21 protein-coding genes and 1 pseudogene are annotated in these 25049 nt (G+C 48.9%); 17 read left to right on the top strand and 5 right to left on the bottom strand.

Translation table 11 applies throughout. The annotated features are described in order from the left end of the window. Positions 1-267: 267 nt before the first annotated feature. Entirely contained in the window at positions 268-603 is a 336-nt protein-coding gene (locus tag KJS63_RS05245; RefSeq protein WP_068615877.1) for a CD3324 family protein, read from the bottom strand. 630 nt (positions 604-1233) lie between these two features. Here KJS63_RS05245 and KJS63_RS05240 point away from each other — a divergent pair. After that, complete coding sequence (locus KJS63_RS05240) at positions 1234-2562, top strand: replication-associated recombination protein A (RefSeq protein WP_068615879.1); 1329 nt, start codon at positions 1234-1236, stop codon at positions 2560-2562. Positions 2563-2867: 305 nt separating this feature from the next. Here the strand turns inward: KJS63_RS05240 and mnmA are convergent, their stop codons facing one another. Further along, a complete protein-coding gene (gene mnmA, locus KJS63_RS05235) occupies positions 2868-4007 on the bottom strand; it encodes a tRNA 2-thiouridine(34) synthase MnmA (protein WP_213618206.1) in 1140 nt (379 codons plus the stop codon). 232 nt (positions 4008-4239) lie between these two features. Here mnmA and cymR point away from each other — a divergent pair, with 232 nt between their 5' ends. Continuing rightward, on the top strand, positions 4240-4659 hold the full coding sequence (gene cymR / locus KJS63_RS05230) for a cysteine metabolism transcriptional regulator CymR (protein WP_068615882.1): 420 nt from the start codon (positions 4240-4242) through the stop codon (positions 4657-4659). A 147-nt stretch (positions 4660-4806) separates the two neighbouring features. On the opposite strand, the gene KJS63_RS26105 is transcribed toward cymR, so the two are convergent. Continuing rightward, positions 4807-4878: a YjcZ family sporulation protein gene (locus tag KJS63_RS26105; protein ID WP_244862507.1), complete on the bottom strand. Its 72-nt coding sequence runs from the start codon at positions 4876-4878 to the stop codon at positions 4807-4809. A 553-nt stretch (positions 4879-5431) separates the two neighbouring features. Here KJS63_RS26105 and KJS63_RS05225 point away from each other — a divergent pair. The 15 genes from KJS63_RS05225 to KJS63_RS05155 all read left to right on the top strand — a co-directional run bounded on the left by KJS63_RS05225 (position 5432) and on the right by KJS63_RS05155 (position 22601). Then, the gene (locus KJS63_RS05225; RefSeq protein WP_213618205.1) at positions 5432-6583 is read left to right on the top strand and encodes a cysteine desulfurase family protein; all 1152 of its coding nucleotides are present in this window, start codon (positions 5432-5434) and stop codon (positions 6581-6583) included. A 94-nt stretch (positions 6584-6677) separates the two neighbouring features. Beyond that, positions 6678-7199 (top strand): PRC-barrel domain-containing protein, encoded by a 522-nt coding sequence (locus KJS63_RS05220; protein WP_213618204.1) that lies wholly within the window; start codon positions 6678-6680, stop codon positions 7197-7199. 13 nt (positions 7200-7212) lie between these two features. After that, positions 7213-7422, top strand: a complete 210-nt coding sequence (locus KJS63_RS05215; protein ID WP_187386117.1) for a hypothetical protein — start codon at positions 7213-7215, stop codon at positions 7420-7422. A gap of 195 nt (positions 7423-7617) precedes the next feature. After that, positions 7618-8685: an AI-2E family transporter gene (locus tag KJS63_RS05210; protein WP_068615892.1), complete on the top strand. Its 1068-nt coding sequence runs from the start codon at positions 7618-7620 to the stop codon at positions 8683-8685. 356 nt (positions 8686-9041) lie between these two features. Then, positions 9042-11669, top strand: a complete 2628-nt coding sequence (alaS, locus tag KJS63_RS05205; protein WP_213618203.1) for an alanine--tRNA ligase — start codon at positions 9042-9044, stop codon at positions 11667-11669. A 131-nt stretch (positions 11670-11800) separates the two neighbouring features. After that, positions 11801-12061 (top strand): IreB family regulatory phosphoprotein, encoded by a 261-nt coding sequence (locus tag KJS63_RS05200; RefSeq protein ID WP_068615897.1) that lies wholly within the window; start codon positions 11801-11803, stop codon positions 12059-12061. Between the two features lie 39 nt (positions 12062-12100). Beyond that, positions 12101-12517 (top strand): Holliday junction resolvase RuvX, encoded by a 417-nt coding sequence (gene ruvX, locus KJS63_RS05195; RefSeq protein ID WP_213618202.1) that lies wholly within the window; start codon positions 12101-12103, stop codon positions 12515-12517. Positions 12518-12529: 12 nt separating this feature from the next. Further along, positions 12530-12844, top strand: a complete 315-nt coding sequence (locus KJS63_RS05190) for a DUF1292 domain-containing protein (RefSeq protein ID WP_068615901.1) — start codon at positions 12530-12532, stop codon at positions 12842-12844. Next, positions 12837-13139 carry a DUF1292 domain-containing protein gene (locus tag KJS63_RS05185; protein WP_068615903.1) on the top strand — a complete coding sequence of 101 codons (303 nt, stop codon included), beginning with the start codon at positions 12837-12839 and terminating at the stop codon, positions 13137-13139. The genes KJS63_RS05190 and KJS63_RS05185 overlap by 8 nt, the downstream gene beginning before the upstream one ends. A 113-nt stretch (positions 13140-13252) precedes the next feature. Next, a complete protein-coding gene (gene mltG / locus KJS63_RS05180; RefSeq protein ID WP_213618201.1) occupies positions 13253-14305 on the top strand; it encodes an endolytic transglycosylase MltG in 1053 nt (350 codons plus the stop codon). Positions 14306-14322: 17 nt separating this feature from the next. Beyond that, positions 14323-15258 carry a peptidase U32 family protein gene (locus tag KJS63_RS05175; protein ID WP_213618200.1) on the top strand — a complete coding sequence of 312 codons (936 nt, stop codon included), beginning with the start codon at positions 14323-14325 and terminating at the stop codon, positions 15256-15258. Between the two features lie 14 nt (positions 15259-15272). Beyond that, positions 15273-16607, top strand: coding sequence for a peptidase U32 family protein (locus tag KJS63_RS05170; protein ID WP_213618199.1), 1335 nt, complete (start codon positions 15273-15275; stop codon positions 16605-16607). Positions 16608-16837: 230 nt separating this feature from the next. Then, positions 16838-18988, top strand: coding sequence for a methyl-accepting chemotaxis protein (locus tag KJS63_RS05165; protein WP_213618198.1), 2151 nt, complete (start codon positions 16838-16840; stop codon positions 18986-18988). 339 nt (positions 18989-19327) lie between these two features. Next, a complete protein-coding gene (locus KJS63_RS05160) occupies positions 19328-21121 on the top strand; it encodes a peptidoglycan D,D-transpeptidase FtsI family protein (protein ID WP_213618197.1) in 1794 nt (597 codons plus the stop codon). A 70-nt stretch (positions 21122-21191) separates the two neighbouring features. Then, a complete protein-coding gene (locus tag KJS63_RS05155) occupies positions 21192-22601 on the top strand; it encodes a polysaccharide deacetylase family protein (RefSeq protein WP_213618196.1) in 1410 nt (469 codons plus the stop codon). A gap of 178 nt (positions 22602-22779) precedes the next feature. Here the strand turns inward: KJS63_RS05155 and ilvD are convergent, their stop codons facing one another. Both ilvD and KJS63_RS05145 read right to left on the bottom strand, forming a co-directional pair. Further along, complete coding sequence (gene ilvD / locus KJS63_RS05150; RefSeq protein ID WP_213618337.1) at positions 22780-24450, bottom strand: dihydroxy-acid dehydratase; 1671 nt, start codon at positions 24448-24450, stop codon at positions 22780-22782. Positions 24451-24693: 243 nt separating this feature from the next. Beyond that, a pseudogene (locus KJS63_RS05145) lies at positions 24694-24948 on the bottom strand (KGG domain-containing protein); the annotation flags it as partial. Between the last annotated feature and the right edge of the window lie 101 nt (positions 24949-25049).

Genomic DNA, 25049 nt, shown 5'->3' with positions numbered 1-25049 from the left:
GCCAAGAGCCCGTAGCACCGTGCGCATAAGAGACGTTCGTATCAGGTCACATGATAAAAGCTAAAGCTCAAGCAGGGAATAAGGCGGTCGGTACTTTGCCGGCTGCCTTATTCTTTAGGATTGCCCCCCTGTGGGCTTAGACCAAATAAGGGGCCTTCTTGAGAGGAAGATCATCTTCCCGCCAAGAAGGCCCCTTACGTATAGAATGAATTGGAGAGCTGTTTGAACCCTTCTCAAATTCATGAAAGTTATAGCTGTTACATGCGCTCAAGAGCGGTAAGCGGTCTGAACCGAGCCGGCACTCACAGCCTGCTTCTGTTCAGACATCCGGGCCGCAGAACGCATTTTGGTAATAATTTTACGGATGCTGTCAATAGACAGATGATAGGTCACGGCGAGCTCTGTTGCAGACAAGCCCCCGCAGTAAGATCTGAATATCTCCTCGTTACGGCGTGCAATCAGTTTGCGTGATCCGCTCACTTCACCCCATGGGGCCCGCTTGCTCTCAAGCTTGGGCACATATACCAGTTCACCCTGGATATAATGCTGCAGTTCCTTCAGCAGTCTAGGGGGAAGCACATCCTTCCCGTTTCTGTAATTCACGTTCAAATTCCTCCTTAAATCGTTGTCCGTCCGTTACTGTCAATGCGATAAAAGTGTTCATTGTCGTGATCCTCCTTTCGATTTTTGGATTTTGGATTTTGGATTTTTAATAATGGTACAAGGTTCTTGCTTATGTCAAAAATAAAACGGCCGCTTGAGAAAAACAAATTATTGTTGACCCACCGGAAACCTTCTGACGTCGATCATATACTTGATCATTCTCAGCACCTCTTTTCTTAGCGTTATGTAGTGTAATCTATATTAAGAATAGCTTATTATCCATCCGAGATTCAACTTTTTTCATTCCATTTCCTTCCTAACCCACAGAATAGAAATGTCTCGTAAATTAAAAGGGAGGCCTTGCGGCCCCCCGACATTAGGTTCAGCTCCGCTTACGCGGAAGCCACCTCGTTCACTGTGATCAATTCGATCAGCCCCCTTTCCCAGCTGTTTTTGTCGGCCCGACAACTATATTAACTCATATTCTGCACCAGGAAGAAAGTGAAAGAATAATTATAAACGTTCTTTACGCCGTGGATAAGGACAAACATCAGTTCGGAAAATAGGCGATCCTGTGATAAAATGAGAGGTGAACGATAGACTTGGACGTCAGGTAAGGATGTGTAAATTATGGATTTATTCTCTTATGGGCAGGAATCGACTCCGGGAATGAGGCTGTTAGCCGACCGGATGCGTCCAACCACACTAGATGAATATATTGGCCAGGAGCATATTGTCGGCAAGGGGAAGCTGCTGCGGAGAGCGATTGAGGCGGACCAGGTATCCTCCATTTTGTTATATGGCCCACCTGGATGCGGCAAGACCACGCTTGCACATATAATTTCCAATCAGACGCAGGGGGAGTTCGTGCGCCTTAACGCTGTGGATGCTTCGGTTAAAGACGTGAGGGCGGTTATAGAGAAGGCCCAGAATGACAAGAACATGTACGGTATCAAAACGATCCTGTTTCTCGACGAGGTGCACCGTTTCAATAGCTCAAGGCAGGATGCCCTGCTTCCAGCGGTGGAGAAGGGAACGATCATCTTTATCGGGGCGACCACAGAGAACCCGTTCCACTATGTGAACGGGGCCTTACTGAGCCGCTCGACACTGTTCCAGCTGGAGCCGCTGACGAAGGAGCATTCGCTGATCGCGATGCGGCGCGCGCTGGCGGATGCGGACAAGGGCCTGGGCTATATGAAGCTCCAGGCCGATGAGGATGCGCTGGAGCACATTGCCTGGGTGTCCAACGGGGACATCCGCAGGGCGCTCAACGCGCTGGAGCTGGCTGCACTCACGACACCGCCTCTGGCGGACGGGACCGTGCACCTGACCCTGGAGGTGGCGGAGGAGTCCATCCGCCGCCCGATTGTCAAAGCCGACGAATCGACCCAGTACGATGTCTTGTCGGCCTTCCACAAGAGCATCCGCGGTTCCAGTGACGCGGCGCTCTTCTGGTTCCTCTATGCCGTCGAGAAGCTCGGCATGGACCCGATGGTATTCCTGCGGCGGCTGATCGCAGCCAGCAGCGAGGACATTGGCCTGGCCAATCCCCAGGCCATGGTGCAGGCGGTGAGCGCACTTGACGCCTACCGCAACAACGGGTGGCCGGAGGCCAAGCTCAATATTGCGCAGGCGATTCTGTTTGCGGTGGAGAGTCCGAAGTCGAACGCAGTGTACACCGCCATCTCCAAGGCGATGGGAGCGATGGACCGGATGCAGTCGGCAGAGGTTCCGCTGCACCTGCGGGATGGCCACTATGCCGGGGCTGTTAAGCTCGGGCATACCGGCTACAAGTACCCGCATGATTACCCGGGGCATTATGTGAAGCAGGACTATCTGCCGGAGGAGCTTAAGGGAGCCGTCTTCTACGAAGCGACAGAACAGGGCAATGAAAGCAAAATCAAGCATAACCAGCAGCTGCGCAGCCAGCAGGATGGGCGGGGAAGACAGCGCTAGTGCTCAGGATTCCATCCGACCAACGTCAATGCAACAGCTAATCTGTCACACCAAAAAGCCATCCGGCTTTCAGGATTATTGCCTGAGCGGGATGGCTTTCTTGTTATAAAAGTTGAACTAACGAAAGATCAGGGATTAGGCAGAAGGGTGAAATGATTCTGGAGAAGCGAAGCGTTCGCCTTTGTTAACGGATTTCTACCCTATTGAAATGCTTAGATCAAGAAATCCGTGAACAACAGCGATCGGAAGAACATTACACCTGGATGCCTTCATCGGTACAATCATTGTTCAAATTTATAGTTATTTTATTTTACATGCTCAGGTTGGGAATAAGGGACCTTCTCCACAACATCAATTGTGCCTCCGCCAAGACATATTTCCCCGTCATAGAACACAACGGCTTGTCCAGGAGTAACGGCTTTTTGTTGTTGGTCGAAGGCTACATGTATCGTGCCGTCCTCGCGTGCGTTGACGGTAACGCCTTGATCTGGCTGGCGGTATCTGAACTTGGCCATGCAGGTTTTGGTGTCCCCGGGCTGTAGGGTGCTGCCATCGATCCAGCTGACCCCGGAGGCAATCAGCCCGGTTGAGTATAGGCTCGGATGCTTATCCCCTTGCACAACATACAGAATATTGCGCTCCAAATCCTTGTCGGCTACGAACCACGGTTCTCCGTTGCCGGACCCCGTTCCGCCGATGCCGAGCCCTTGGCGCTGTCCGAGTGTGTAGTACATTAGCCCGTCGTGCCGGCCCTTCACTTCGCCTGAGGCAATATCCACCATGTCGCCGGATTTGGCAGGCAGATATTGGCTTAAGAACTCGCGGAAGTTGCGTTCCCCGATGAAGCATACGCCAGTGCTGTCTTTTTTCTTGGCCGTGTAGAGACCTGCTTCTTCCGCAATCCGGCGGACTTCAGGTTTAGGCAGGTGACCGATCGGGAACATCGCCTTGGAGAGCTGGTCCTGAGTCAGGGCATTCAGGAAATAAGTCTGGTCTTTGTTGGAATCGACCCCTCTTAGAAGCTGGAAGCTGCCATCTTTCTCCACAACCCGCGCATAATGCCCCGTTGCCACATAATCGGCCCCCAAATCCAGGGCCTTATTGAGGAATTCACCGAATTTAATCTCACGGTTGCACATGACGTCGGGATTCGGCGTCCGGCCGCGCTTGTATTCTTCCAAGAAATAAGTGAATACTTTATCATAGTATTCCTTCTCAAAGTTAACGGAATAATACGGAATATCGATCTGTTCGCATACTCGGCGCACATCTTCGGAATCGGCCTCTGCCGTACAGTGGCCGAATTCATCCGTATCATCCCAGTTCTTCATAAATATGCCTACCACGTCATAACCCTGTTGTTTGAGCAGGAGCGCCGTTACCGAGGAATCCACCCCTCCTGACATACCGACGACTACGCGGGTTTCGCTGTTTGGTTTTGACATGCTGATCACTCCTTAGTTCGTAAATAATGTAAAGATAACAAAAATGTAAATAGCGATTGTTTTCCAAAATCGCTGGAGATATGTTACGATAAGCTGAGGTTAAAGATCGGAATAGGGCGTAAATAAGCTTCTTGAGCAAACACTTTGCTTATAGTGTACCCTGTTTCTAACTTTTACAGGTTCAAAGATCTATTATATAAAGATTATGCGAAAATTGAAAGAGGTGGCTTCTTTGAAGATTTCAACTAAAGGACGCTATGGATTAACAATTATGATGGAACTTGCGGCCAAATTTGGTGAAGGACCAACCTCCCTGAAGAGTATTGCCGAGAAGAACCAGTTATCCGAACATTACCTTGAGCAATTGATTGCTCCGCTACGCAATGCTGGACTGGTTAAGAGTATTCGGGGTGCTTATGGGGGATACATATTGTCTCGCGAGGCTTCTGAAATTACAGCAGGGGATATTATCCGCGTGCTTGAAGGACCGATCTCTCCGGTGGATTTCACTGAGGAAGACGATCCGGCCAAACGTGATCTGTGGCTGCGTATCCGCGATAGCATTGCCGAGGTTCTGGATTCTACAACACTGGATAACCTGGTCAATTTTGAAGAGCAGGGCGCAAAAGAGAACTATATGTTCTACATCTAGTAGAAAATCCTGCGCTGGATTGAACCGCCGATACCAATGGTTGCAAGTGTCACCTATGTATCAGGAACCATCCCGGGTAAACAATTTATCTCAGGTCATTATTTAGGTGAACGAGCCCTCTGTTATCCACTAGAGGGCTTTTTAAGGTCACACAAAGGTCCTAGAAACGATGACCAGAAGAATAAAGAGAACCAAAATCGTGCCTACAGAAGTAAACATTCCTCCACCATGACCTCCTGCTACTTCTCCCTTGTCTGACACCTGCTTTATTCATCTTCAGAAGTACTCATACGTTTCTATGTCCTGGTTTCCCACGGTAAAATTCCCAAATTAAAGGCTGAATCTTAACTCTGTCGTAATAATCAGACTTTTGGCCGATATTAGGAGTGATTTCAACGGGAAAAGTTGAGGCATTAGACACCAAGACTCCCAGGGAGAATTGGTTCCGGTGCCTTTTTACATCATCTTCCCCACGATACCATTCCATAAAAGCCCGCTGTGAGGTAAAGCAAAGCCAGGCAGCTAAGGATGATGAGCGACGTGTAGATAGGGTCTCTGTGTTTTCGAACGGTCTTTTTCATAATTTACCGGACCACCTTTAACCGTGTATTTATTAAGGATAACACCTGAATAATCTTCCAAGTTGCTTCTTTCTTATAAAGTATTGATTTATCCTTTATAATGTGGATACAATAGGATTTTGTGAAATCATAAACAATATGTAAGAATTCCGGGCTGGATATTCTTCATTAAAATAAGGTGGCGTTCAAAAATGAGAAACATTTATTTGGACCATGCAGCCTCTACACCGGTTCATCCTGAGGTGGCGGCTGAAATGCTTCGGGTGATGCAGGGCCAGTACGGCAACGCATCCAGCATACATGCTTTTGGACGGGCAGCCAAAAGAACAGTGAATGGGGCGCGGGATTCTCTCGCTGCCTCTTTGGGCTGCCGGCCGGATGAAGTCGTCTTTACAGCTGGCGGTACGGAAAGTGATAATCTAGCTCTCTTTGGCTCGGTAGCCGTGAGCCATACAGAAGGAAAGCATATTATCACAACAGCCGTGGAGCATCATGCTGTTCTTCATTCTTGTCATGAGCTTGAGAAGAGAGGGTACCGTGTGACTTACCTTCCGGTTGATTCTCATGGAATGGTGTATGCTGATCAGGTTAAGGAAGCCATCACGGATGACACGATTCTGATTAGTGTCATGTATGCCAATAATGAGGTCGGCACCGTGCAGCCGATTCAGGAGATTGGTACCCTAGCTAGGGAGCGGGGGATTGTGTTTCATGTTGACGCAGTACAGGCTCTGGGTTCTCTTGATATTTCATGTTCCGACCTTCCGGTTGATCTCATGAGCTTCTCTGCTCACAAGATAAACGGTCCCCAAGGCATAGGAGCCCTGTATGTGCAACACAATACGAGACTGGAGCCGTTGCTGCATGGCGGACTGCAGGAGAGGAAGCGCCGGGCGGGAACAGAGAATCTGGCGGGTGCCGCAGGTTTTGCCCGTGCTGCGCAGCTTGCCACAGCTGATATTCCAGCGAAGCAAGCTTACGATGAAGGGCTGCGGCGGACTTTTCTTACGGCGCTTGACCAGCACATTGGCAAGGACCGTTATGTTATAAACGGACATCCTACTTCAAGGCTCGCTCACATCCTTAATATCAGCTTTCCTGAGGTCGGAACCGAGACCATGCTTATGAATCTGGATATGGAGGGAATCGCCGCTGCTAGCGGATCAGCATGCACCTCGGGGTCACTGGAACCGTCCCATGTTCTTGAGGCTATGAACATCCCTGAACAGGTTTTGCGGAGCGCGATTCGATTCAGCTTTGGTTTGGGTAATACTAATGAAGAAATGGAATACACCGCCGAAAAAATTGGAACCATTTTAAGCCGTATACGTAATAGAAGATAGGATCTTCGGCTCGGCTTTTTGGCTGCATACTGCAAGCTGTGTATCTATTTCTTTAGTTTAGATACCATAAAGTTTGGCAGGAGGGATCCGGGACATGAAACTTCAAGAGTTGATTGGACTATCAGTATTTGATGTTGAGAACGGCAAGCAAATCGGGAAAGTCCTGGATATTATCCTTAGCAACGACTGGAAGATTGAGGCCATTGAACTGGAGAGCAAAGGCCTGTTCTCAACCAGTGTTAAGGGTGTCCTGTGGGAAGATATCGTCGCTTATGGCGAAGACGCCGTTATGATCCGCAACCAGCAGGCTGTCCGCAAGTTGGAAGCCGAGAATATACAGCTAACGTTTGTCCAAGGCAGCAGTAAACTCAGGGAACTTCCTGTGCTTACGAGTGACGGTGTTATGATTGGGCATATCAGTGATGTTTATTTTGACCAGGAAGTGGGAAATACAATAGTAGGATTGGAAATAAGTGACGGATTTATTTCCGATTTGATGGAAGGCCGCAAATGGCTGCCCTATACTTCAGATATGACGAAGGGCGAGAATGCCGTCATCGTGCCTCCGCTAAGCGAGGAGAGGCTCGAAAAAGGGATTTATACTGCTAACGAATAGGTGTGATACGATGATGAAATGTCCAAATTGCAGCTCGAAAGATATCGGCAAGATTGGCTCCCATCAGTTCTATTGCTGGGGCTGCTTTATTGAATTGACTGTTAACGGAGAGAAAATGTCGGTATACCAGGTCGAAGAGGATGGAACCCTGAGCTCACTCGATGATCTGTTTTTCGGGGAGGAAATGGTTCAGGACTTCCCTCAGATTCATGCGTCCTCTTAATAAATTGCGGATTGCATACATATGGAATCCCTGACGCCGTCAGGCGGCAAAACTCCTTTACTTGGAGCTTTTCCGTCAGACGGCTTTTTGCATCGTTTTTATTTTCTGCCAACTTGTCTTAGTCATCCGATTATTTTCCATCGGGTCAGCATATACTCTTTACGTACAGCCAGTCCGCGTAAGGAGGAGATACATATGGAACCATTCTGGAACAGCAAGGTGTTCCGTTACGGGCTCTGGGTGCTGCTGGGACTGATCATTGTGTATTTCCTGTGGCTGCTGAGACCCGTCATTGGTTCAATTTTTAGTTTCTTGAGAGTTATTTTTGCACCGTTTGTTATCGCACTGATTATTTCTTATATTCTCAATCCGGTAGTTAAGCTGCTTGGGGAACGGAAAGTTCCGCGCACAGCGGCTGTTCTGCTCATCTATGCGGTATTTCTCACCAGCCTTGCGGTTATTCTTGCAAATATGATTCCGATGTTCATGAATCAGCTAGGCGAGCTGAGTGAGCATCTGCCTGAACTGACCCTGCACACACAGCAAATTATGAACAGTTGGGATACTTCGTTCCTGCCGAGCGGTGTCCGGCTCGGGATGAACAACTGGTTCTTTCAATTGGAGCAGAAGCTTGCAGCCGGCATTTCCGATTTCATGAACAACATAGGTGCAACCATCGGAGTGATCTTCAATGCGTTCATCATTCCGTTTCTGATTTTCTATATGCTCAAGGATTTTGAAGTCATGGAACGTATGGTTATTACCTTCCTGCCTCATACACGGCGCAAATCGATTGTATTGCTGATGAAGGAAATTGACGATGCTCTGGGCAGCTATATCCGGGGCCAGCTTCTGGTATGTGTAATTATTGGAACCTTTGCTTACATCGGTTACATGATTATTGGCATGCCTTATGCCCTGCTGCTGGCGAGCGTGGTGGCCGTATGTAACATCATTCCTTATCTTGGACCGTTTCTTGGGGCCGCTCCAGCGGTGCTTATGGCCTCGGTCGTGTCATGGAAAATGGTGCTGATGGTCATTGTGGTGAATTTTATCTGCCAGATGCTGGAGAGCAATGTGATTTCCCCTCAGGTGGTGGGAAGAACGCTGAATATGCATCCGATGCTGATTATATTTGCGCTGCTGGCAGGCGGTGAGATCGCAGGTATTCCGGGACTGATCCTGGCGGTTCCCTGCTTTGCCGTTCTGAAAGTAATTATCCAGCATTTCTATGCTTATTACGTGCGGCGGAAGCCGGTATAAGGGACATTGACAGCTCTGGGCATTGACTTATATACTTGAATGTATATGTCAAATCGTTGATGAGATAAAGTACGTTCAGTTCCGGATTGTTCAGAGAAAAGGTTCCTTTGCTGTTCAAGCTTCATTATTATGGACAGGCAATGGGTGTGAGAGCCTTAATTCCGGTTGTGCCGAAAGCTGATCTCAGAGAGCGGGCCAAACCCGCCGGTGGCTCCGTTACAGCCGTCCAAGGAGATTTTTTTCCGGGGGCCTTAAGGTCAAGGGAAAAGATAACCAGGGTGGTACCGCGAGCTCATCGTCCCTGATATTCAGGGGCGTTTTTTGTTTTTTATTTAATGTTTAGGAGGCTATTCCTTATGAAAGCTAGTGAAATCCGCTCCAAATGGCTGCAATTCTTCTCTTCTAAGGGGCATAAAATTGAACCGAGTGCGTCCCTCGTTCCGCATAACGATCCATCCCTTTTGTGGATTAATGCAGGAATGGCACCGCTTAAGCCTTATTTTGACGGGCGTGTGAAGCCGGAGAATCCACGGCTTGCCAACTCTCAGAAATGTATTCGTACCAATGATATCGAGAATGTCGGCAAAACCCGCCGCCACCACACGTTCTTCGAAATGCTGGGCAACTTCTCCATCGGCGATTATTTCAAGGAAGAAGCGGTAACCTGGGCATGGGAGTTCTTGACTGGAAAGGACTGGATCGGCTTCGATCCGGAGCGCCTGTCTGTTACCGTATATCCGGAGGATACAGAGGCTTACAGGCTGTGGAACGAGAAGATCGGTCTTCCGGCTGAACGGATCGTGAAGCTTGAGGATAACTTCTGGGATATCGGTGAAGGCCCATGCGGACCTTGTACGGAAATTTTCTATGACCGGGGAGAGGCCTATGGGGATCTGTCCGATCCTGAGTGTTATCCAGGCGGAGAGAATGAGCGCTTCCTGGAAGTATGGAACGTAGTATTCTCGGAGTTCAACCATAACAAGGATGGCTCCTATACCCCGCTTCCTAATAAGAATATCGATACTGGCGCAGGGCTTGAGCGCTTTGCATCAATTCTGCAGAACGTGAATTCCAACTTCGATACCGATCTGTTCCAGCCGATTATCGCTAAAACAAGCCAGATCGCTGGCGTTCCATACGGGGTTAACAATGACCATGACGTGGCTATGAAGGTTATCGCTGACCATATCCGGACCGTTTCTTTTGCGGTGGCTGACGGGGTGCTTCCATCTAACGAAGGCCGCGGATATGTTATCCGCCGTCTGCTTCGCCGGGCAGTCCGCTATGGCAAAATGCTCGGCCTTGACCGGCCGTTCATGTTCACTCTCGTTGAAGTGGTGGGTGAAATCATGGGTGCCTACTACACGGATATCATTACCAAGCGTGAATTTATCGAGAAGGTTGTCCGTAACGAGGAGGAACGGTTCCATGAGACCTTGACCGACGGACTGGCCATTCTTGCAAACATCAGCGAGGAAGCTAAGGCAGCTGGCAAGCAGGTCATCAGCGGCCCTGATGCATTTAAGCTGTATGACACTTACGGGTTCCCGCTTGATCTGACTGAAGATTATGCCGCAGAGCATGGTCTTGGCGTGGATCGTGAAGGATTTGAGGCTGCCATGCAGGAGCAGCGCGCCCGTGCACGTGCCGCCCGTCACGAGAATGAGAGCATGAAGGTTCAAGGCGGCGTGCTCGCAGATTACACGACTAAAACCGAATTCGTTGGTTATAATGAGCTTGTTGCTGAATCCAAGATCGCCGCAATTATTGTCGGTGATGCTTTTGCCGATGTGGTGTCTGAGGGCGAGTCCTGTCAGATTATTCTTGAGAAGACTCCGTTCTATGCGGAAAGCGGCGGTCAGGTTAGCGATAAAGGCGTCATCCGCGGCGATGCCGGAAACGCCAGAGTGGAAGGGCTCTACAAAGCTCCGCACGGGCAGTTTGTGCATATCGTGAAGGTGGAGTCTGGAGAACTTCGGACCGGAGATACCATTGTCGCTGAAGTGGACCGCGGATTAAGAAGTGATATTATCAAGAACCATACGGCGACACACCTGCTTCACAAAGCGCTTAAAGAGACGCTTGGCGAGCATGTGAACCAAGCTGGCTCTCTGGTAGAACCGGGCCGTCTGCGGTTTGACTTCTCCCATCTGGGCAGTATCAGCCCTGAAGAGCTCACGGAAATTGAACGCCGCGTGAATGAGCAGATCTGGAACAGCCTTGACGTTATTATTGAGCTGAAGCCGATTGATGAGGCTAAAGCCATGGGAGCTATGGCTCTGTTCGGCGAGAAATACGGAGATATTGTCCGTGTGGTTCAAGTCGGCGGATACAGTCTCGAGCTGTGCGGTGGATGTCATGTGGAGAACACATCCCAGATCGGTCTGTTCAAGCTGGTTAGCGAAAGTGGGATCGGCTCTGGCGTTCGCCGGATTGAAGCGGTAACCGGCCGTCAGGCTTATGAATATATGGATACTCAACTGGAGCTGCTTAAGCAGGCGGCTGCCTTGTTGAAGTCAAATGTGAATGAAGTGCCTAAGCGTCTTGAAGGCCTTCAACAACAGATGAAGGAACTGAGCCGTGAGAACGAATCACTTCAGGCTAAGCTCAGCGGTATTGAGGCCGGGGCACTTACCAGCCAGGTTCAAACCATTGGCAGCACCCAGCTGCTGGCTGCCCGGGTTCAGGCAGGAAGTATGGACGTTCTAAGAACAATGGCGGATGAATTAAAGCTCAAGCTGCCTGAGGCTGTACTTGTGCTCGGCGCAGTCGTAGAGGATAAAGTGAATTTCGTGGTTGCAGTACCCCAGCAGGAAGTGAAGCGCGGGCTGCACGCCGGCAAGCTTGTGAAAGAGCTGGCAGCGCTGTGCGGCGGCGGCGGCGGCGGCCGTCCGGATATGGCTCAGGCCGGAGGTAAAGACGCTTCCAAGCTGGACGAGGCGCTCAAGCTGTCCGAGCAATTGGTTCGGGCATCCGCAGAGTAATATTCCATAATCAGGATGATTCTTCCCTCAAATATTTCCTTATGGGAGCCTGAATATGTTATAGTTAAGGAGGCAGGCTGCACGGCTTGCAATTTCCCGCGGGCAAATGTTCGTAGAAGTGAGGTGTCATCTTGGACTCCATGGATAAAACAGTCAAGTTCAACGTCAAAGGCGATGAGCATGAGGCTTCGGCACAGGAAATTCTATTGTCGGTATATGAAGCACTGCAGGAGAAGGAATATAATCCGATTAACCAGATTGTCGGTTATTTATTGTCGGGTGACCCCGCATATATACCGCGTCACAACAATGCGAGAAGTTTGGTTCGGAAGAAAGAGCGGGATGAACTGATTGAGGAACTGGTCAGATATTATTTGGCCGGCCACAAGTAGGAAGAACGCTCCGTTTCCCGCAGAAATAGGAGATCAGCAATGAGGATATTAGGTTTGGACTACGGGGACCGCAGAATCGGTGCAGCCGTAAGCGATACTTTCGGCTGGACGGCCCAGGGGCTGGAGACTATTGAGCGCCGGGGCGACGAATCTGAACTGAAGCGGATTGCCGGGCTTGTGAAGGAATATGAAGCCGAGGAAATCGTCGTCGGACTTCCGAAGAACATGAACGGCACAGTGGGTCCCCGTGGGGAGATTTGCATAGAGTTTGCTGAGAAATTACGGCAGGTTCTTGGTTTACCGGTTCACCTTTGGGATGAGCGGCTAACAACCGTCTCTGCACAGCGGACGCTGCTTGAGGCTGATGTCAGCCGAAAAAAACGCAAACAGGTCGTGGATCAACTGGCCGCGACGCTGATTTTGCAAAATTTCTTGGATTCTAAGAGCAAAAGGTGAGGGTGATGGCAAATGGCTAACGATCGCATGAATAACGAAGAAGAACCGGAAATTATCTACATCCCTGATGAAGAGGGAAATGAAGAGGAATTCGAAGTGATTATGAAATTCGAAGTGGATGGTTCTGACGCAAAGTATATGATGGTCGTACCGCTTGACTCTGAAGAGGCAGACGAAGACAGCGAAGAAGTGTACGCTTTCCGTTATGAGGAAGATGGCGATGATCTGAAGCTGTTCACAATCGAGAGCGACGAAGAGTGGGAGATTGTTGAAGAAACATTCAACACACTGCTTGACGAGCTGGGTGGTGAGGAAGAGCATGACTGAGTACTCGGCTGAACATGTGGTTTGGAGTTCCCGTGTAAGGGAAGCCTTTGGACCTGTGGTTGAGCTTCATGATGAGAAAGGTCGTACCTCCTATTACCGGGTTGAGAAGGAATTTGATATCGCGGGTCAAGCCTATGCGGTGCTTCTGCCTGATGAGGATGGTAAGCCAGCTGAGCCTGAAATCCTGAAGATCATGACGTCACAAGATGGCAATCTTGAACTTGTAACGATTGATGACGATGATGAGTGGGAGAACGTATCGGAGCTTTATGATGAGCTGACTTTTCCTGAGTAAAATCCAGTTCTCTTTTTCTGATTGATCAGGGTCCTGCTTTGTTATAGCATTACTACAAGAAGAGCGGCATTCACCGCTCTTTTTGTATGGTATTATAGAGGGAGTTGAACAGCTTGAGTAAATTCAGGAGACGGTTCGCCGTCATAGTTCTTGCACTCGTGTTCATCATAGGTGGGGCAGCCGTCTATGCATATATTCAAATGCGTCCTGTCAGCTCTTCAGGTGCAGACATCAAGATTAACATCCCGGAAGGCAGTGGCACTTCCCTGATTGCGGATCAACTGCAGCGGGAGGGTATTATTAAAAATGCGCTATTGTTCAAGGTCTACTTGAAATATAAGTCAGAAGGCTCAAGGTTCCAGGCCGGTACTTATGCATTAAGCCCGAGCATGACTTATGATCAAATCATCGGGAAGTTAAATCATGGCGATGTCGTGAAAGTGGACATGGTCCATTTCACGATTCCTGAAGGATATACGGTTATGCAGATGGCGGACCGGCTTAGCGGAGAAGGGATTGTAGATAAGGCTCAATTCCTTAAACTCGCTAAAGACCCTTCGGGTATCGAGCTTCCTCTGCTGAAGGAAATCCCATCGCAGCCAAAGCAGCTGTACAGGCTTGAAGGCCTTCTGTTTCCGGAGACCTATGAACTGAAAAAGGGCAGCAGCGAGCAGGAGATCATGACCCGGATGCTGGAGGAGCTTCAGTCCAGGCTTGATGAAATCCCGGACTGGCATCTGAAGCTGCAGATGAGGAAGATGTCTTTGACGGAGGTGCTTACCGTAGCTTCCCTGATTGAGCGGGAGGTTGTGGTGGACAAGGAGAGAAAGCTGGTTGCTAGTGTCATCTATAACCGTCTGAAGAAGGGCATGAAGCTGGAAATTGACGCGACCATTCAGTATCTGCTTGGAAAGCCGAAGGAGCGCCTGCTTAACAGTGATTTAAGGAAAGTGGACAGCCCTTATAACACATACCTGTATAAAGGTCTTCCGCCGGGTCCGATCGCGAGTCCAAGCCTTAAGTCCATCGAGGCCGCACTGGAGCCGGATACCTCGGATTATCTATTTTACGTAACCAAGAAAGATGGTTCCCATGAGCACTTGTTTGCCAAGACCTATGCTGAACATTTGAAGAATATCAAGATAAGCAAGACAACAGCTAAATAATAACTGAGGTGTATGAAGTGAACGGAAACAAACCTGAGCTTCTCGCCGCCGCCGGTTCTCTTCGCGAGGTTGAAGCGTATATTGCCTCCGGAGCCACAGCGGTACTGATTGGCGAGGACAAATTCGGAATGAGATTGCCCGGAAGTATGACGTTAACCGAGATAGAAGAGGCTGTACGTATCGCACATGACAGACAGGCAAAGGTGTATGTTAGTCTAAACAACCTGATGAGTAATGAGATTTTGGGAGAGCTTCCAAGCTATGTAGAAGCGCTGGCCGCAGCAGGCGTGGATGCAGTTGAATTTGGCGACCCGGCTGTGCTTCGTGCAGTGAACCAGCATGCTCCAGGAATTAAACTCCACTGGAATGCGGAAATGACCTCTACTAACTATGCCACAGCCAACTATTGGGGCTCCAAGGGTGCTTCACGGGTTGTTCTGGCGAGAGAACTGAACATGGATGAATTGACTGGAATGAAACCTCATTTGCAGGTGGAGGCTCAGGTTCAGGTGCACGGAATGACGAACATCTACCATTCCAAACGCAGGCTGGTCCGGAGTTATATGACCCATCAAGGGCGGCCGGTTGAAGGTGAGAATCTTGGCCTGGAGCGGGGGCTCTTCCTGATTGAGGCCGAACGCAAGGAAGAGAAGTTCCCGATCTATGAAGACATTAACGGTACGCATATCATGAGCTCGGATGATATCTGCATCCTTGAGGATCTGCATATCCTGCTTGAAGCCGGATTGGACAGCTTGAAGATTGAGACTCTTCTTAAGCCAATGGACTATAATTGTAAGGTTATTCAAATATACCGCACAGCCATGGATGCATACTTCCAAGATCCAGAGGGTTATGAGTTCCAAGAAGAATGGCTCGATGCCATTAGGGAAGTTCAGGACCCTGAACGTGAATTGTCGTTTGGATTCTTTTACAAAGAACAGGTCTACTAAGGGGGAACGAATATATGCCTACAACACAGCAGCATAAACCGAAATATACAGGCAAACGGTACCGCTTGGACAAGCCTGAACTGCTTGCTCCGGCGGGAAATCTGGAGAAGCTGAAATTTGCGATCCATTACGGGGCGGATGCCGTCTATATTGGGGGGCAAAAGTACGGACTACGCTCTAATGCGGATAATTTTAGCTTTGAAGAAATGCGTGAGGGTGTTGAATTCGCGAAGAAATACGGGGCTAAAGTTTTTGTCGCAACAAATATTTATGCCCATAACGAAGATATTGCCGGGATTGAGGAGTATTTGCGCAATCTGGAGGAAGTAGGGATCTCGGCGATTATTGCGGCTGATCCAATTATTGTGGAGACCGCAAAGCGGGTGGCTCCGGGTCTTGAGGTTCACTTAAGCACCCAGCAGTCTACGGTCAATTGGCAGGCTGTGCAGTTCTGGAAGGAAGAAGGACTGCCGCGTGTTGTGCTTGGCCGTGAGACGAGCCTTGAAGAAATCGCGGAGATCAAGAATAAGGTGGATATCGAAATCGAGGCCTTCATCCATGGGGCTATGTGTTCATCTTATTCGGGACGCTGTGTGCTGTCGAACCATTTCACGGACCGTGACTCCAACCGGGGCGGCTGCTGCCAGTCCTGCCGTTGGAAGTATGACCTGTTTGAAGACGGCCGGAGTGAACAGGTATGGGTATCCGAGGAAGAAGCGCGGGACAGCAAAGTGCTGCAGCAATTTAACTTGGGTGTGAACCAGTTTCCTCTCTTTGAGGAGCAGGATAATGCCTTTACCATGTCCTCCAAGGATTTGTGCATGATTGCCCATATTCCGGACCTCATTGATGTGGGGGTGGACAGCTTCAAGATCGAAGGTCGAATGAAGTCCATTCACTATGTGGCCACGGTTGTTAATGTCTACCGTCAAGCCATTGATTCCTATATGGCTGATCCCGAGAATTACGTGCTCAAGCCGGAATGGATCGAAGAAATGAACAAAGCTGCTAACAGACCTTTGAATACGGGCTTCTTCTATGACACTCCTGATCATGAGGATCATATCTATGAACCGGAAGAGAAAGCCGCTCCTTACGATTTCGCTGGTCTGGTTCTGGAGTACGATGAGGAGAGCGGTATAGCGCTTATTCAGCAGCGCAACCACTTTAAGCCAGGGCAGGAAATTGAGTTCTTCGGGCCAGGCGGCTCCGCGTTTAAGATGACGGTAGGGCAGATTTGGGATGAACAGGGCGTAGAACTTGCGGCTGCGCGGCATCCTTTACAGCGGATTCGCATGAAAGTGGACCAGCCCGTCCGTTATTTTGACATGATGCGTAAAAAGAAGTAAAGCTCTTTGTAAATAACCCTCCATCTTTTTAAGATGAGGGGTTATTTTTTTCCAAAACCTGCCGATATAAAAGATAAGATTCTGTGGATTGCAGCCTTCTCTTAATTTAGGAAAATAGTTACAATTAAATTGAGAAAAAGAAAGCGTTATGATACTATCAGTAAGAAAATAGTGGTAGGCCTGGAATCCTAATCTTATGACTTTATTACGAAACTGGCGGGGGAGCGATCATGAATTTAGTTCCAAAGAAGGATAACAACGAAAAGACTGCAAAAAAATTCGGGAAAGAGCAGTTAACTGGGCTTGGTAAGAAAGCGGTTACGAGTATAGGTAACGTGAAGCTGGGTGCGGTAGACCCGTCCAAGTCCGTAGGTGTTAGGCTGTTTCTGATTTTCTTTGTAGCTATTATGTTTTTTGTACTAACTCTGGGAATTCTATCTTATCAAATGGCCAAGAATACGATTGAGAATACGGCAAAAGATGCAAACCAGCAGACGATCATTCAAACATCTGAGAAGCTCGATATTGTGCTGAAGCAGTATGAAGATGGGCTTCAACAGGCTTATCTTGACCCGGATATTCAAAAAGCGATGATGGCCATCGGGTCAGACTCCGTTGGGGATTACGACCGCTATGCTCTTAACAATACCATCTCCAAGAAATTCGGAACCTGGGCATTCTCTACAAATGGAGTGCAGGGGGTATATGTAATTCCTTCGGACGGATCTTTCAAAGGAATTGGTGCGGGTACAGTTGACCAGGAGCTGCTTACTGACTTCAGTAAGAGATACTCCAGCAAGGATTTCCAAGAGAGAGGGTCAGCCAAATGGCGGAGAGTGGATCCAGGCACATTAACGACCGGTGAACCTGTATTCCGTGTGATTAAGACGATGACCACAATTGGAGGGGGAAGCAAAAGCTATTATCTTATTGCAGATATCAAGACTCAAATCCTCTCGGATCAGCTGAAGAAGATTGATCTTGGTGATGATGCCGAGCTTCAAATTTTAGCACCGGATGCTACGGTAGTTGCTTCATCCAATATAAAGAACAACAGTAAGAAGACTGAATTCACCTCGCTCGCAGTACAAAAAGAGAACTCGGGAAGCTTGTTCACCAAGGACGTGGCAAACCAGTCGGTGCTTGCCGTTTATAGCACCCAGGCCTCTTCAGGGTGGAAGCTGCTTGGCGTTGTGCCTACCGGCAATTTGACTAAGGACGCCAAAGGCATTCTTGTATCCACCTTTATTTCGGCCTTTGTCGTAGCCATAATTGCCATTCTGATTGGGGTTTGGATGGTCAGAATGATCGCAAGACCTCTGGGGAATATGAAGGATCTGATGCAGGAGGGAGCTAAGGGCAATCTGAGCGTTCGTGTGGCTCATAAATCCAAGGATGAAATTGGCCAGCTTGCCGCGAGCTTCAACCTGATGATGGAGCAGATTACCGAGCTTGTGAAGCAGACGAATGTATCAGCCCAGGAAGTGCTGGATACAGCCAAGGATCTAACTCTTGCATCGGACAAGACGGCTCTCTCAGCCAAAGAGATTGCGATTGCTACTGAGGAAATCGCCAATGGTGCAGGGAGTCTGGCGAATGAGGCAGAACGCGGCAACAGTCTTTCTGAGAATATTCTCAACCAGATGAATATTGTTATTGAGGCCAACAAGTCGATGCAGGTATCGGCTAAAGAGGTAGAGAAGTCCAGCCATTTAGGTACAGAATACTTGAACACTTTGCTGAACAAGACCAATTCGACCTCTGAGATTACGCATGCATTAAGTCAAAAGGTAGATTCCTTGAAGAACAGCACGTCCTCCGTTCTGAAAGTGCTGGAGGTCATGCAGAATATTACGAAGCAGACCAATATACTTTCTCTTAACGCCACCATTGAGGCGGCTAGAGCAGGTACAGCCGGACGCGGATTCATGGTTGTTGCGGATGAGATTCGCCAATTGGCTGAACAGTCGCGGCAGTCGATCACGATGGTCGCTGACATTACGGATCAAATTCAGGAAGAGATGAATCAGACTGTCAAAGCTCTGGCTGCAGCCAATCCGCTGTTCGCGGAGCAGATCAGCTCGGTGAAGGAAACCAATGAAATCTTTATCTCGGTACAGCAGCAAATGGAGAACTTCTTGAACCATCTTGGCTCGGTAACCGAATCCATCGAGACGCTGAATGAATCGCAGGCAGTTCTCTCCGATGCCATGGGTAATGTAAGTGCGGTGGCTGAAGAATCATCGGCTACCTCTGAGGAAGTGGCTTCGCTAAGTAATGAACAGCAGAGCGTGGGAGAACAACTTGTCCTACTGTCAAATAAACTGAGCAACGTCTCCAATGGATTGAAGGAATCTTTGTCTAAGTTCAGAATAGAGTAGTACAAGGCAGCTATCCATTCGGATAGCTGTTTTTTTGTTGTTTTTGCAGCAGTAGGGGTGTGAGAGGTTATGTCCCAGGAAATAATATATGTACTCAAAGCTTAGAGATAAAATGAACTTTAGAATTTACCTATCTCAGCTTCGATCCCAAGTGATTCTGAAGAAGCGGAGCGTCCGCCTTTGTCTCCGAAATGCCCCTACTTGGATATCTAGTTCAAGCATTTCGGAGACAACAGCGGCCTTAAAGAACACTCGGCATCGCAGCGCCCCATAAGGGTAACCTTAATAAGTTCATTTTATATAGATTCAGAACTTTTATTTCCTTGGAGGGCTTCTAGCATGACTGTGCTGCACAAAAAGCGAATATTATATATTTTAATTGCCTTAAGCGGCGTGTTCTTATTGTTAGCCATTCGGCTGGCTTATGTCCAGTTCACCTCGAATCGGGATCATTGGACAGCCGGGGGACACAGTCTTAATGAGATGGCAGTACGTCAGCGTGAAAGAGGGATTGAGCTTGATCCGGGGAGGGGACACTTTACGGATCGTAAAGGCCATCTCCTGACCGGCCAAGTCATATGGACGCCCGTGTTATTCCCAGTGGGTGTCAAGCCGGACCCTAAATCTCTTGGGAAACTGGCCGCATTGCTTCATACGGATCCTGCAGTCTTAACCAGAAAGTGGGCGAACATAAAACAACCTGTTCCATGGAAAGATAGCAAGAGCGGGGAACCGCTTAACTTATCAGCTGCCGATTTACAAACCTTGTCCGGACTAAAAATTGCCGGATTGGAAGCGCTGCCGATAGTCAGAAGATACAAGGCGGGTCCTTCTGGCAGGCAATGGCTTGGTTTTGTCTCCGAGCAGCCGGACACGATTAAGGGACTTTTCTCCCGAAACGGCATGGCTCATCCGCTGCCCCTTAATTTGAAAGTAGGGGGGGCTGGCCTTGAGAAGACCATGGATTCTTTTCTTAGGAGAGCCGAAGCAACAACAGCCTATGTGGTAGTAGACGGGAAAAAGAGACCGATTGAGCAGATCGGGAGCCGGATCACAGGTCCTCAAAGTCCTTATTATCCTCTTCAAATCCGCACAACGATCGACTCGGATATCCAGTTCATGGTGGAGGATTTGACCGAACGGATGGGGATGAAAGAAGGCGCAGTGGTGATCCTGGATGTCCGAAATGGAGATATTGTTGCCATGGTTTCCAAACCTTTTTACGATCCAAACCGTATTAATTTAAAAGGGGAGCAGTGGGGAAATCGGGCGGTTAAAGCTTACACCCCAGGTTCAATTTTTAAGACCGTGATTGCCGCTGCCGCGTTGGAGTCACAAAGTGCAAGTCCGGATGAAAAGTTCGTATGTAAAGGAGATTATGGGAAATATCATCTTTCGTGTTGGAAAGAAGGAGGACATGGTGAAATCAGCTTCGAGAAGGGTTACGCTAATTCCTGTAACACCGTGTTTGCAGCTCTGGGCGAGCGCCTTACGGCTTCACAGATTGAAGCAGCGGCATTAAGTCTGGGCATAGGCCGGCGTGTTGGGTGGCAGGAGAAGATGTTTCTGGGGGCTGACGATTTAAGGCCCTTGGACCAGGAGGAAGCGGGAGCCATATTTTCAGGCAAAAGGGGAATTCCCGATCAGGGCACCCGTGCCCAGAGTGCGATCGGCCAGAGGGATGTGCTCGTGACTCCGCTGCAGGCAGCGAATCTTGTAGTCACACTTCTTCATGACGGGACCGTTCTGGCCCCGCGGCTGGTAAGTGAGATTCGGTATGCTGACGGAAGTATGCTTGCCGAACTTCCACCCCATCGTTCCCCTGCGACTGCAGGAACCATATCCCCACGAACAGCCCGAACACTGCTTCAGTGGATGCGTGAGGTTGTAACTGAGGGAACCGGGAGATCTACTCTTGATGCCCGGTGGGAACTGGCAGGCAAATCAGGCACGGCTCAGGTATTGCGGGGAGGGAAGGAACTTAATGATCAATGGTTTATCGGTTATGGTCCTGTGAAGAGTCCGAAATACGCCGCCGCTGTCCTTGTTCAAAGCAAGAATCCCGGTGCCCGGCACGAGGCTACACAAATGTTTCGGGAGTTAATGCAGATGCTCGCAAAAAAACTCGCCTAAATCTTAACATCATATGATAAAATAGATTAGATGCAAGGATTGTGGTGATTAGAAAAGTGGGGAGAGCGACATGGAGACTTTACTGCTGTGGTTATTCTACATTTCTACGTTGTATGCCTTCATACCGGGAATAATCAGCCGCATGTTTGGATTTCGTGTCTTCAGAAGAGGTAAGGGGGAGCATCATTTCGCTCTTACTTTTGATGATGGGCCTGATCCGGTATACACTCCTCAGCTGTTGGACTTACTCAAGAAATATAATGCGAAGGCAACGTTCTTCGTGGTAGGTTCCAATGCTGAGAAGAATCCGGAAATTGTTAAAAGGATGTATGAGGAGGGCCACCTGATTGGCATTCATAACTACATCCATAAGACAAATTGGCTGATGCGACCAGGCACGGTAAAGAAACAGATTCTTCGGACGGATAAGATTATACATGACGTGACGGGATTCAATACGCATTATTACAGGCCACCTTGGGGAATCGTCAACCTGTTTGATTTCTCCAAGAAGAATGATATCCAAATTGTTCTTTGGTCCTCGATGTTTGGCGACTGGAGATACAAGCTTGGTGCAGATGAGCTGGCCCGAAGAATGCTTAAGAAGCTTGCGCCTGGTGAAGTGTTCCTGCTTCATGATTGCGGGGCAACGCTCGGAGCCAATGCTGAGGCTCCAATGAATATGTTGATTGCTCTGGAAAGGGTATTGATTGAAGCCAAGAGCCGGGGATTAAGCAGCATACGGATTGACGAGATGATTGCGGAGTCAGGAGGAGCGAAGGTGGTCAGCTCGCAGCCTCTGAGCAAATCTCTGGCTAAGACAGTCAAGCCATCCTGGTTCAAACGTTCAATTGTCTACTTATGGCTGCTATGGGAAAAGATCTTCCACCTGATTTTTCAGTTGGAGACAACAAACAGCCAAGACCCTGTTTTTCATTTCCGGCTTCGCACTTACCATGGGGAACCTGTAGAGATGAAGGATGGAAATACACTGGAGAACGGTGACCAGATCGTTGAACTTCATTTCGATAATAAGAAGTTATACGACATAGGTTCGAGGGCCAAATCATCGATGCATATAGCGATTCAGATGATTCGCGCGGTGGAGAAAACACTGCCTGAACTGGCCCGGTACATTCAGGAGCATCCTGAGGTGATGAATGCTAAAGCTTTATATGGAGTAAGTTTGATTAATCGGGGGCCTGAACAGTTTGGATTCACGGTTAAGGACCTTCCCAAAGGTTTATTTGCGAAATCATCGACATTGTATTTGAAATTATTAATGCGAGTTATTCATCCTGCCGGTCAGCAGCGGATCAAACGCCATTCGGAGCAGATGGTACCGAAGCTGATTGTTATGCCAGTTAGCCTGCTGCTCAGTCGTTACGCGGTCAGCGGATCCCATCGTCAAATGAATGAAGCAGAACCGAATCCGGCGGAGCCTGGAATTGAAGGCAGCGACATGGTGCTGGCCAAATAAACCAAACAAGAGGCTGTCTTTAACGTCATTATAATGGCGAGAGACGGCCTCTTGTTATTTGTGTTAACAGGGAATATCCCCATAACAAACAACTGGCGCTGCAGGTATCAAACCTGCAGCGCCAGTTTGTTAGGAACCCAAATGGTTGAGTTCCATCATAATTATGGTGATTCAAATATTAAATCTTCATCACGCCACCGTTGCTTGCATTGGTTACGAGCTTGGAGTAGCGGGCAAGATAGCCGGTTTTAACTTTCGGCTCGAAGCCTTTCCAATTCGCTTTGCGTGCTGCCATTTCTTCCTCGCTGACGTGCAGTTCAATTTTGCGGTTATTCAGATCCAGCTCGATGATATCCCCATCTTCAACAAAGGCGATCGGACCGCCTTCTGCAGCCTCCGGAGAAATATGCCCGATGCTAATGCCGCGGGAAGCGCCGGAGAAGCGTCCGTCGGTGATAAGACCTACCTTGGCGCCAAGTCCCATACCTGCGATTTGGGAAGTTGGAGCGAGCATTTCCGGCATACCCGGTCCGCCCTTAGGTCCTTCATAGCGGATAACAACCACATGGCCTTCTTTTACCTTGCCATTCGCAATTCCTTCCAGAGCTTGTTCCTGGGAATCGAAGCAGATGGCTGGGCCTTTATGGTAGCCGCCAACGGAAGGATCAACCGCGCCAACCTTGATAACGGAGCCCTCCGGTGCCAGGTTGCCGTATAGGATAGCCAGACCGCCGCGCTCGGAATGCGGATTGTCAATGGCATGAATAACTTCAAAGTCTTTGATTTCAGCGCCTTCCACATTCTCACGAAGCGTCTTGCCTGTAACCGTGATACGGTCGCCGTGGATAGCGCCCGGCTTTTTCAGAAGCTCGTTGATTACCGCACTAACTCCGCCTGCCCGGTGTACGTCTTCGATGAAATGGTTAGAAGCCGGTGCCAGTTTTGAGATATGAGGAACGCGGTTGGCTACTTCATTAATGCGCTCAAGCGGATAGTCGATGCCTGCTTCCTGGGCAAGAGCGAGGGTATGGAGAACGGTATTAGTTGAACCCCCCATAGCCATATCCAGAGCAAAAGCGTTGTCGATCGCTTCCTCGTTCACAATATCGCGAGGCTTGAGGTCCATCTTGACCAGCTCCATAAGCTGCTTCGCAGATTCACGAACGAAATCGCGACGTTCTTCCGATACGGCAAGAATCGTACCGTTGCCCGGAAGAGCGAGACCAAGCGCCTCAGCCAGACAGTTCATGGAGTTGGCGGTGAACATTCCTGAACACGAGCCACAGGTTGGGCAGCCGAACTGTTCCAGCTCCAGAAGTCCTTTGTCGTCAATCTTGCCGGCTTGATACGCACCAACACCTTCAAATACGGATGTAAGCGACAATTTGTTCCCTTTGCTGTCCACGCCAGCTTTCATTGGACCGCCGCTGACAAAGATAGTGGGAATATTAACGCGCAGCGCGCCCATCAGCATTCCCGGTGTGATCTTGTCACAGTTCGGAATGCATACCATGCCGTCGAACCAGTGTGCGGAGACCACGGTCTCCAGGGAGTCAGCAATGATCTCACGGCTTGGAAGGGAGTAGCGCATGCCGATATGGCCCATTGCGATACCATCATCGACTCCAATTGTATTGAATTCAAAAGGTACGCCGCCGGCTTCGCGAATTGCTTCCTTCACGATTTTGCCAAATTCCTGCAGATGGACGTGTCCTGGTACAATATCGATATAAGAGTTGCACACCGCAATAAACGGTTTATTGAAATCTTCTTCCTTTACTCCTGCAGCGCGCAGCAAGCTGCGGTGAGGAGCACGGTCAAAACCTTTTTTAATCATGTCTGAACGCATTTTGGCTGCCATGATGTCGTCGTCCCCCTGATTCTAAATATATTTTAAGAATGTAATCCGCTAAAGCTTTATATCACAGTCTATCATATGTATATTGATTTTTCTAGCAAATCCGGAAGGTTGGCGCCCGAATATAAAAAGCTGACATCCTCCCCCGTTGGGAGTCCAAATGTCAGCCTGAATTGGAAAAGTGCTTTGACTTGTCCGAGTATGGGATATGGGGAAACTTGAAACTTACTTGGTTGATTTGCTGCGGGCTTCTCCGCCTTTTTTGCCAATTTGCCGGTAGAACTCCTTGTCGTGGGAGCCGGATGTAGCTTCCCCGCCTTTTTGTCCAATCTCCTGATAGAACTCACGGCTGTGATTCCTGGAGGTGGCTTGTCCACCTTTTTGTCCAATCTCCTGGTAAAATTCTTTACCGTGATTTTTGGCTGTAGCTTCGCCTCCTAGACGTCCTGCTTCTTCACGACTCAGCTTACCTTTGTTGTTACGTGCCATCAAAAATCACTCCTCATAATATAGTTAGTTACTGTGCGTTATGTTGTAATTACCACTTTTCTGGTAACTGAAACATAAAATCCTTAAAAATGGAAAAAGTA

It is taken from the genome of Paenibacillus sp. J22TS3 (assembly GCF_018403205.1).
Taxonomy (GTDB): domain Bacteria; phylum Bacillota; class Bacilli; order Paenibacillales; family Paenibacillaceae; genus Fontibacillus; species Fontibacillus tuaregi.
This window is presented reverse-complemented; position numbering and strand designations above follow the sequence as displayed.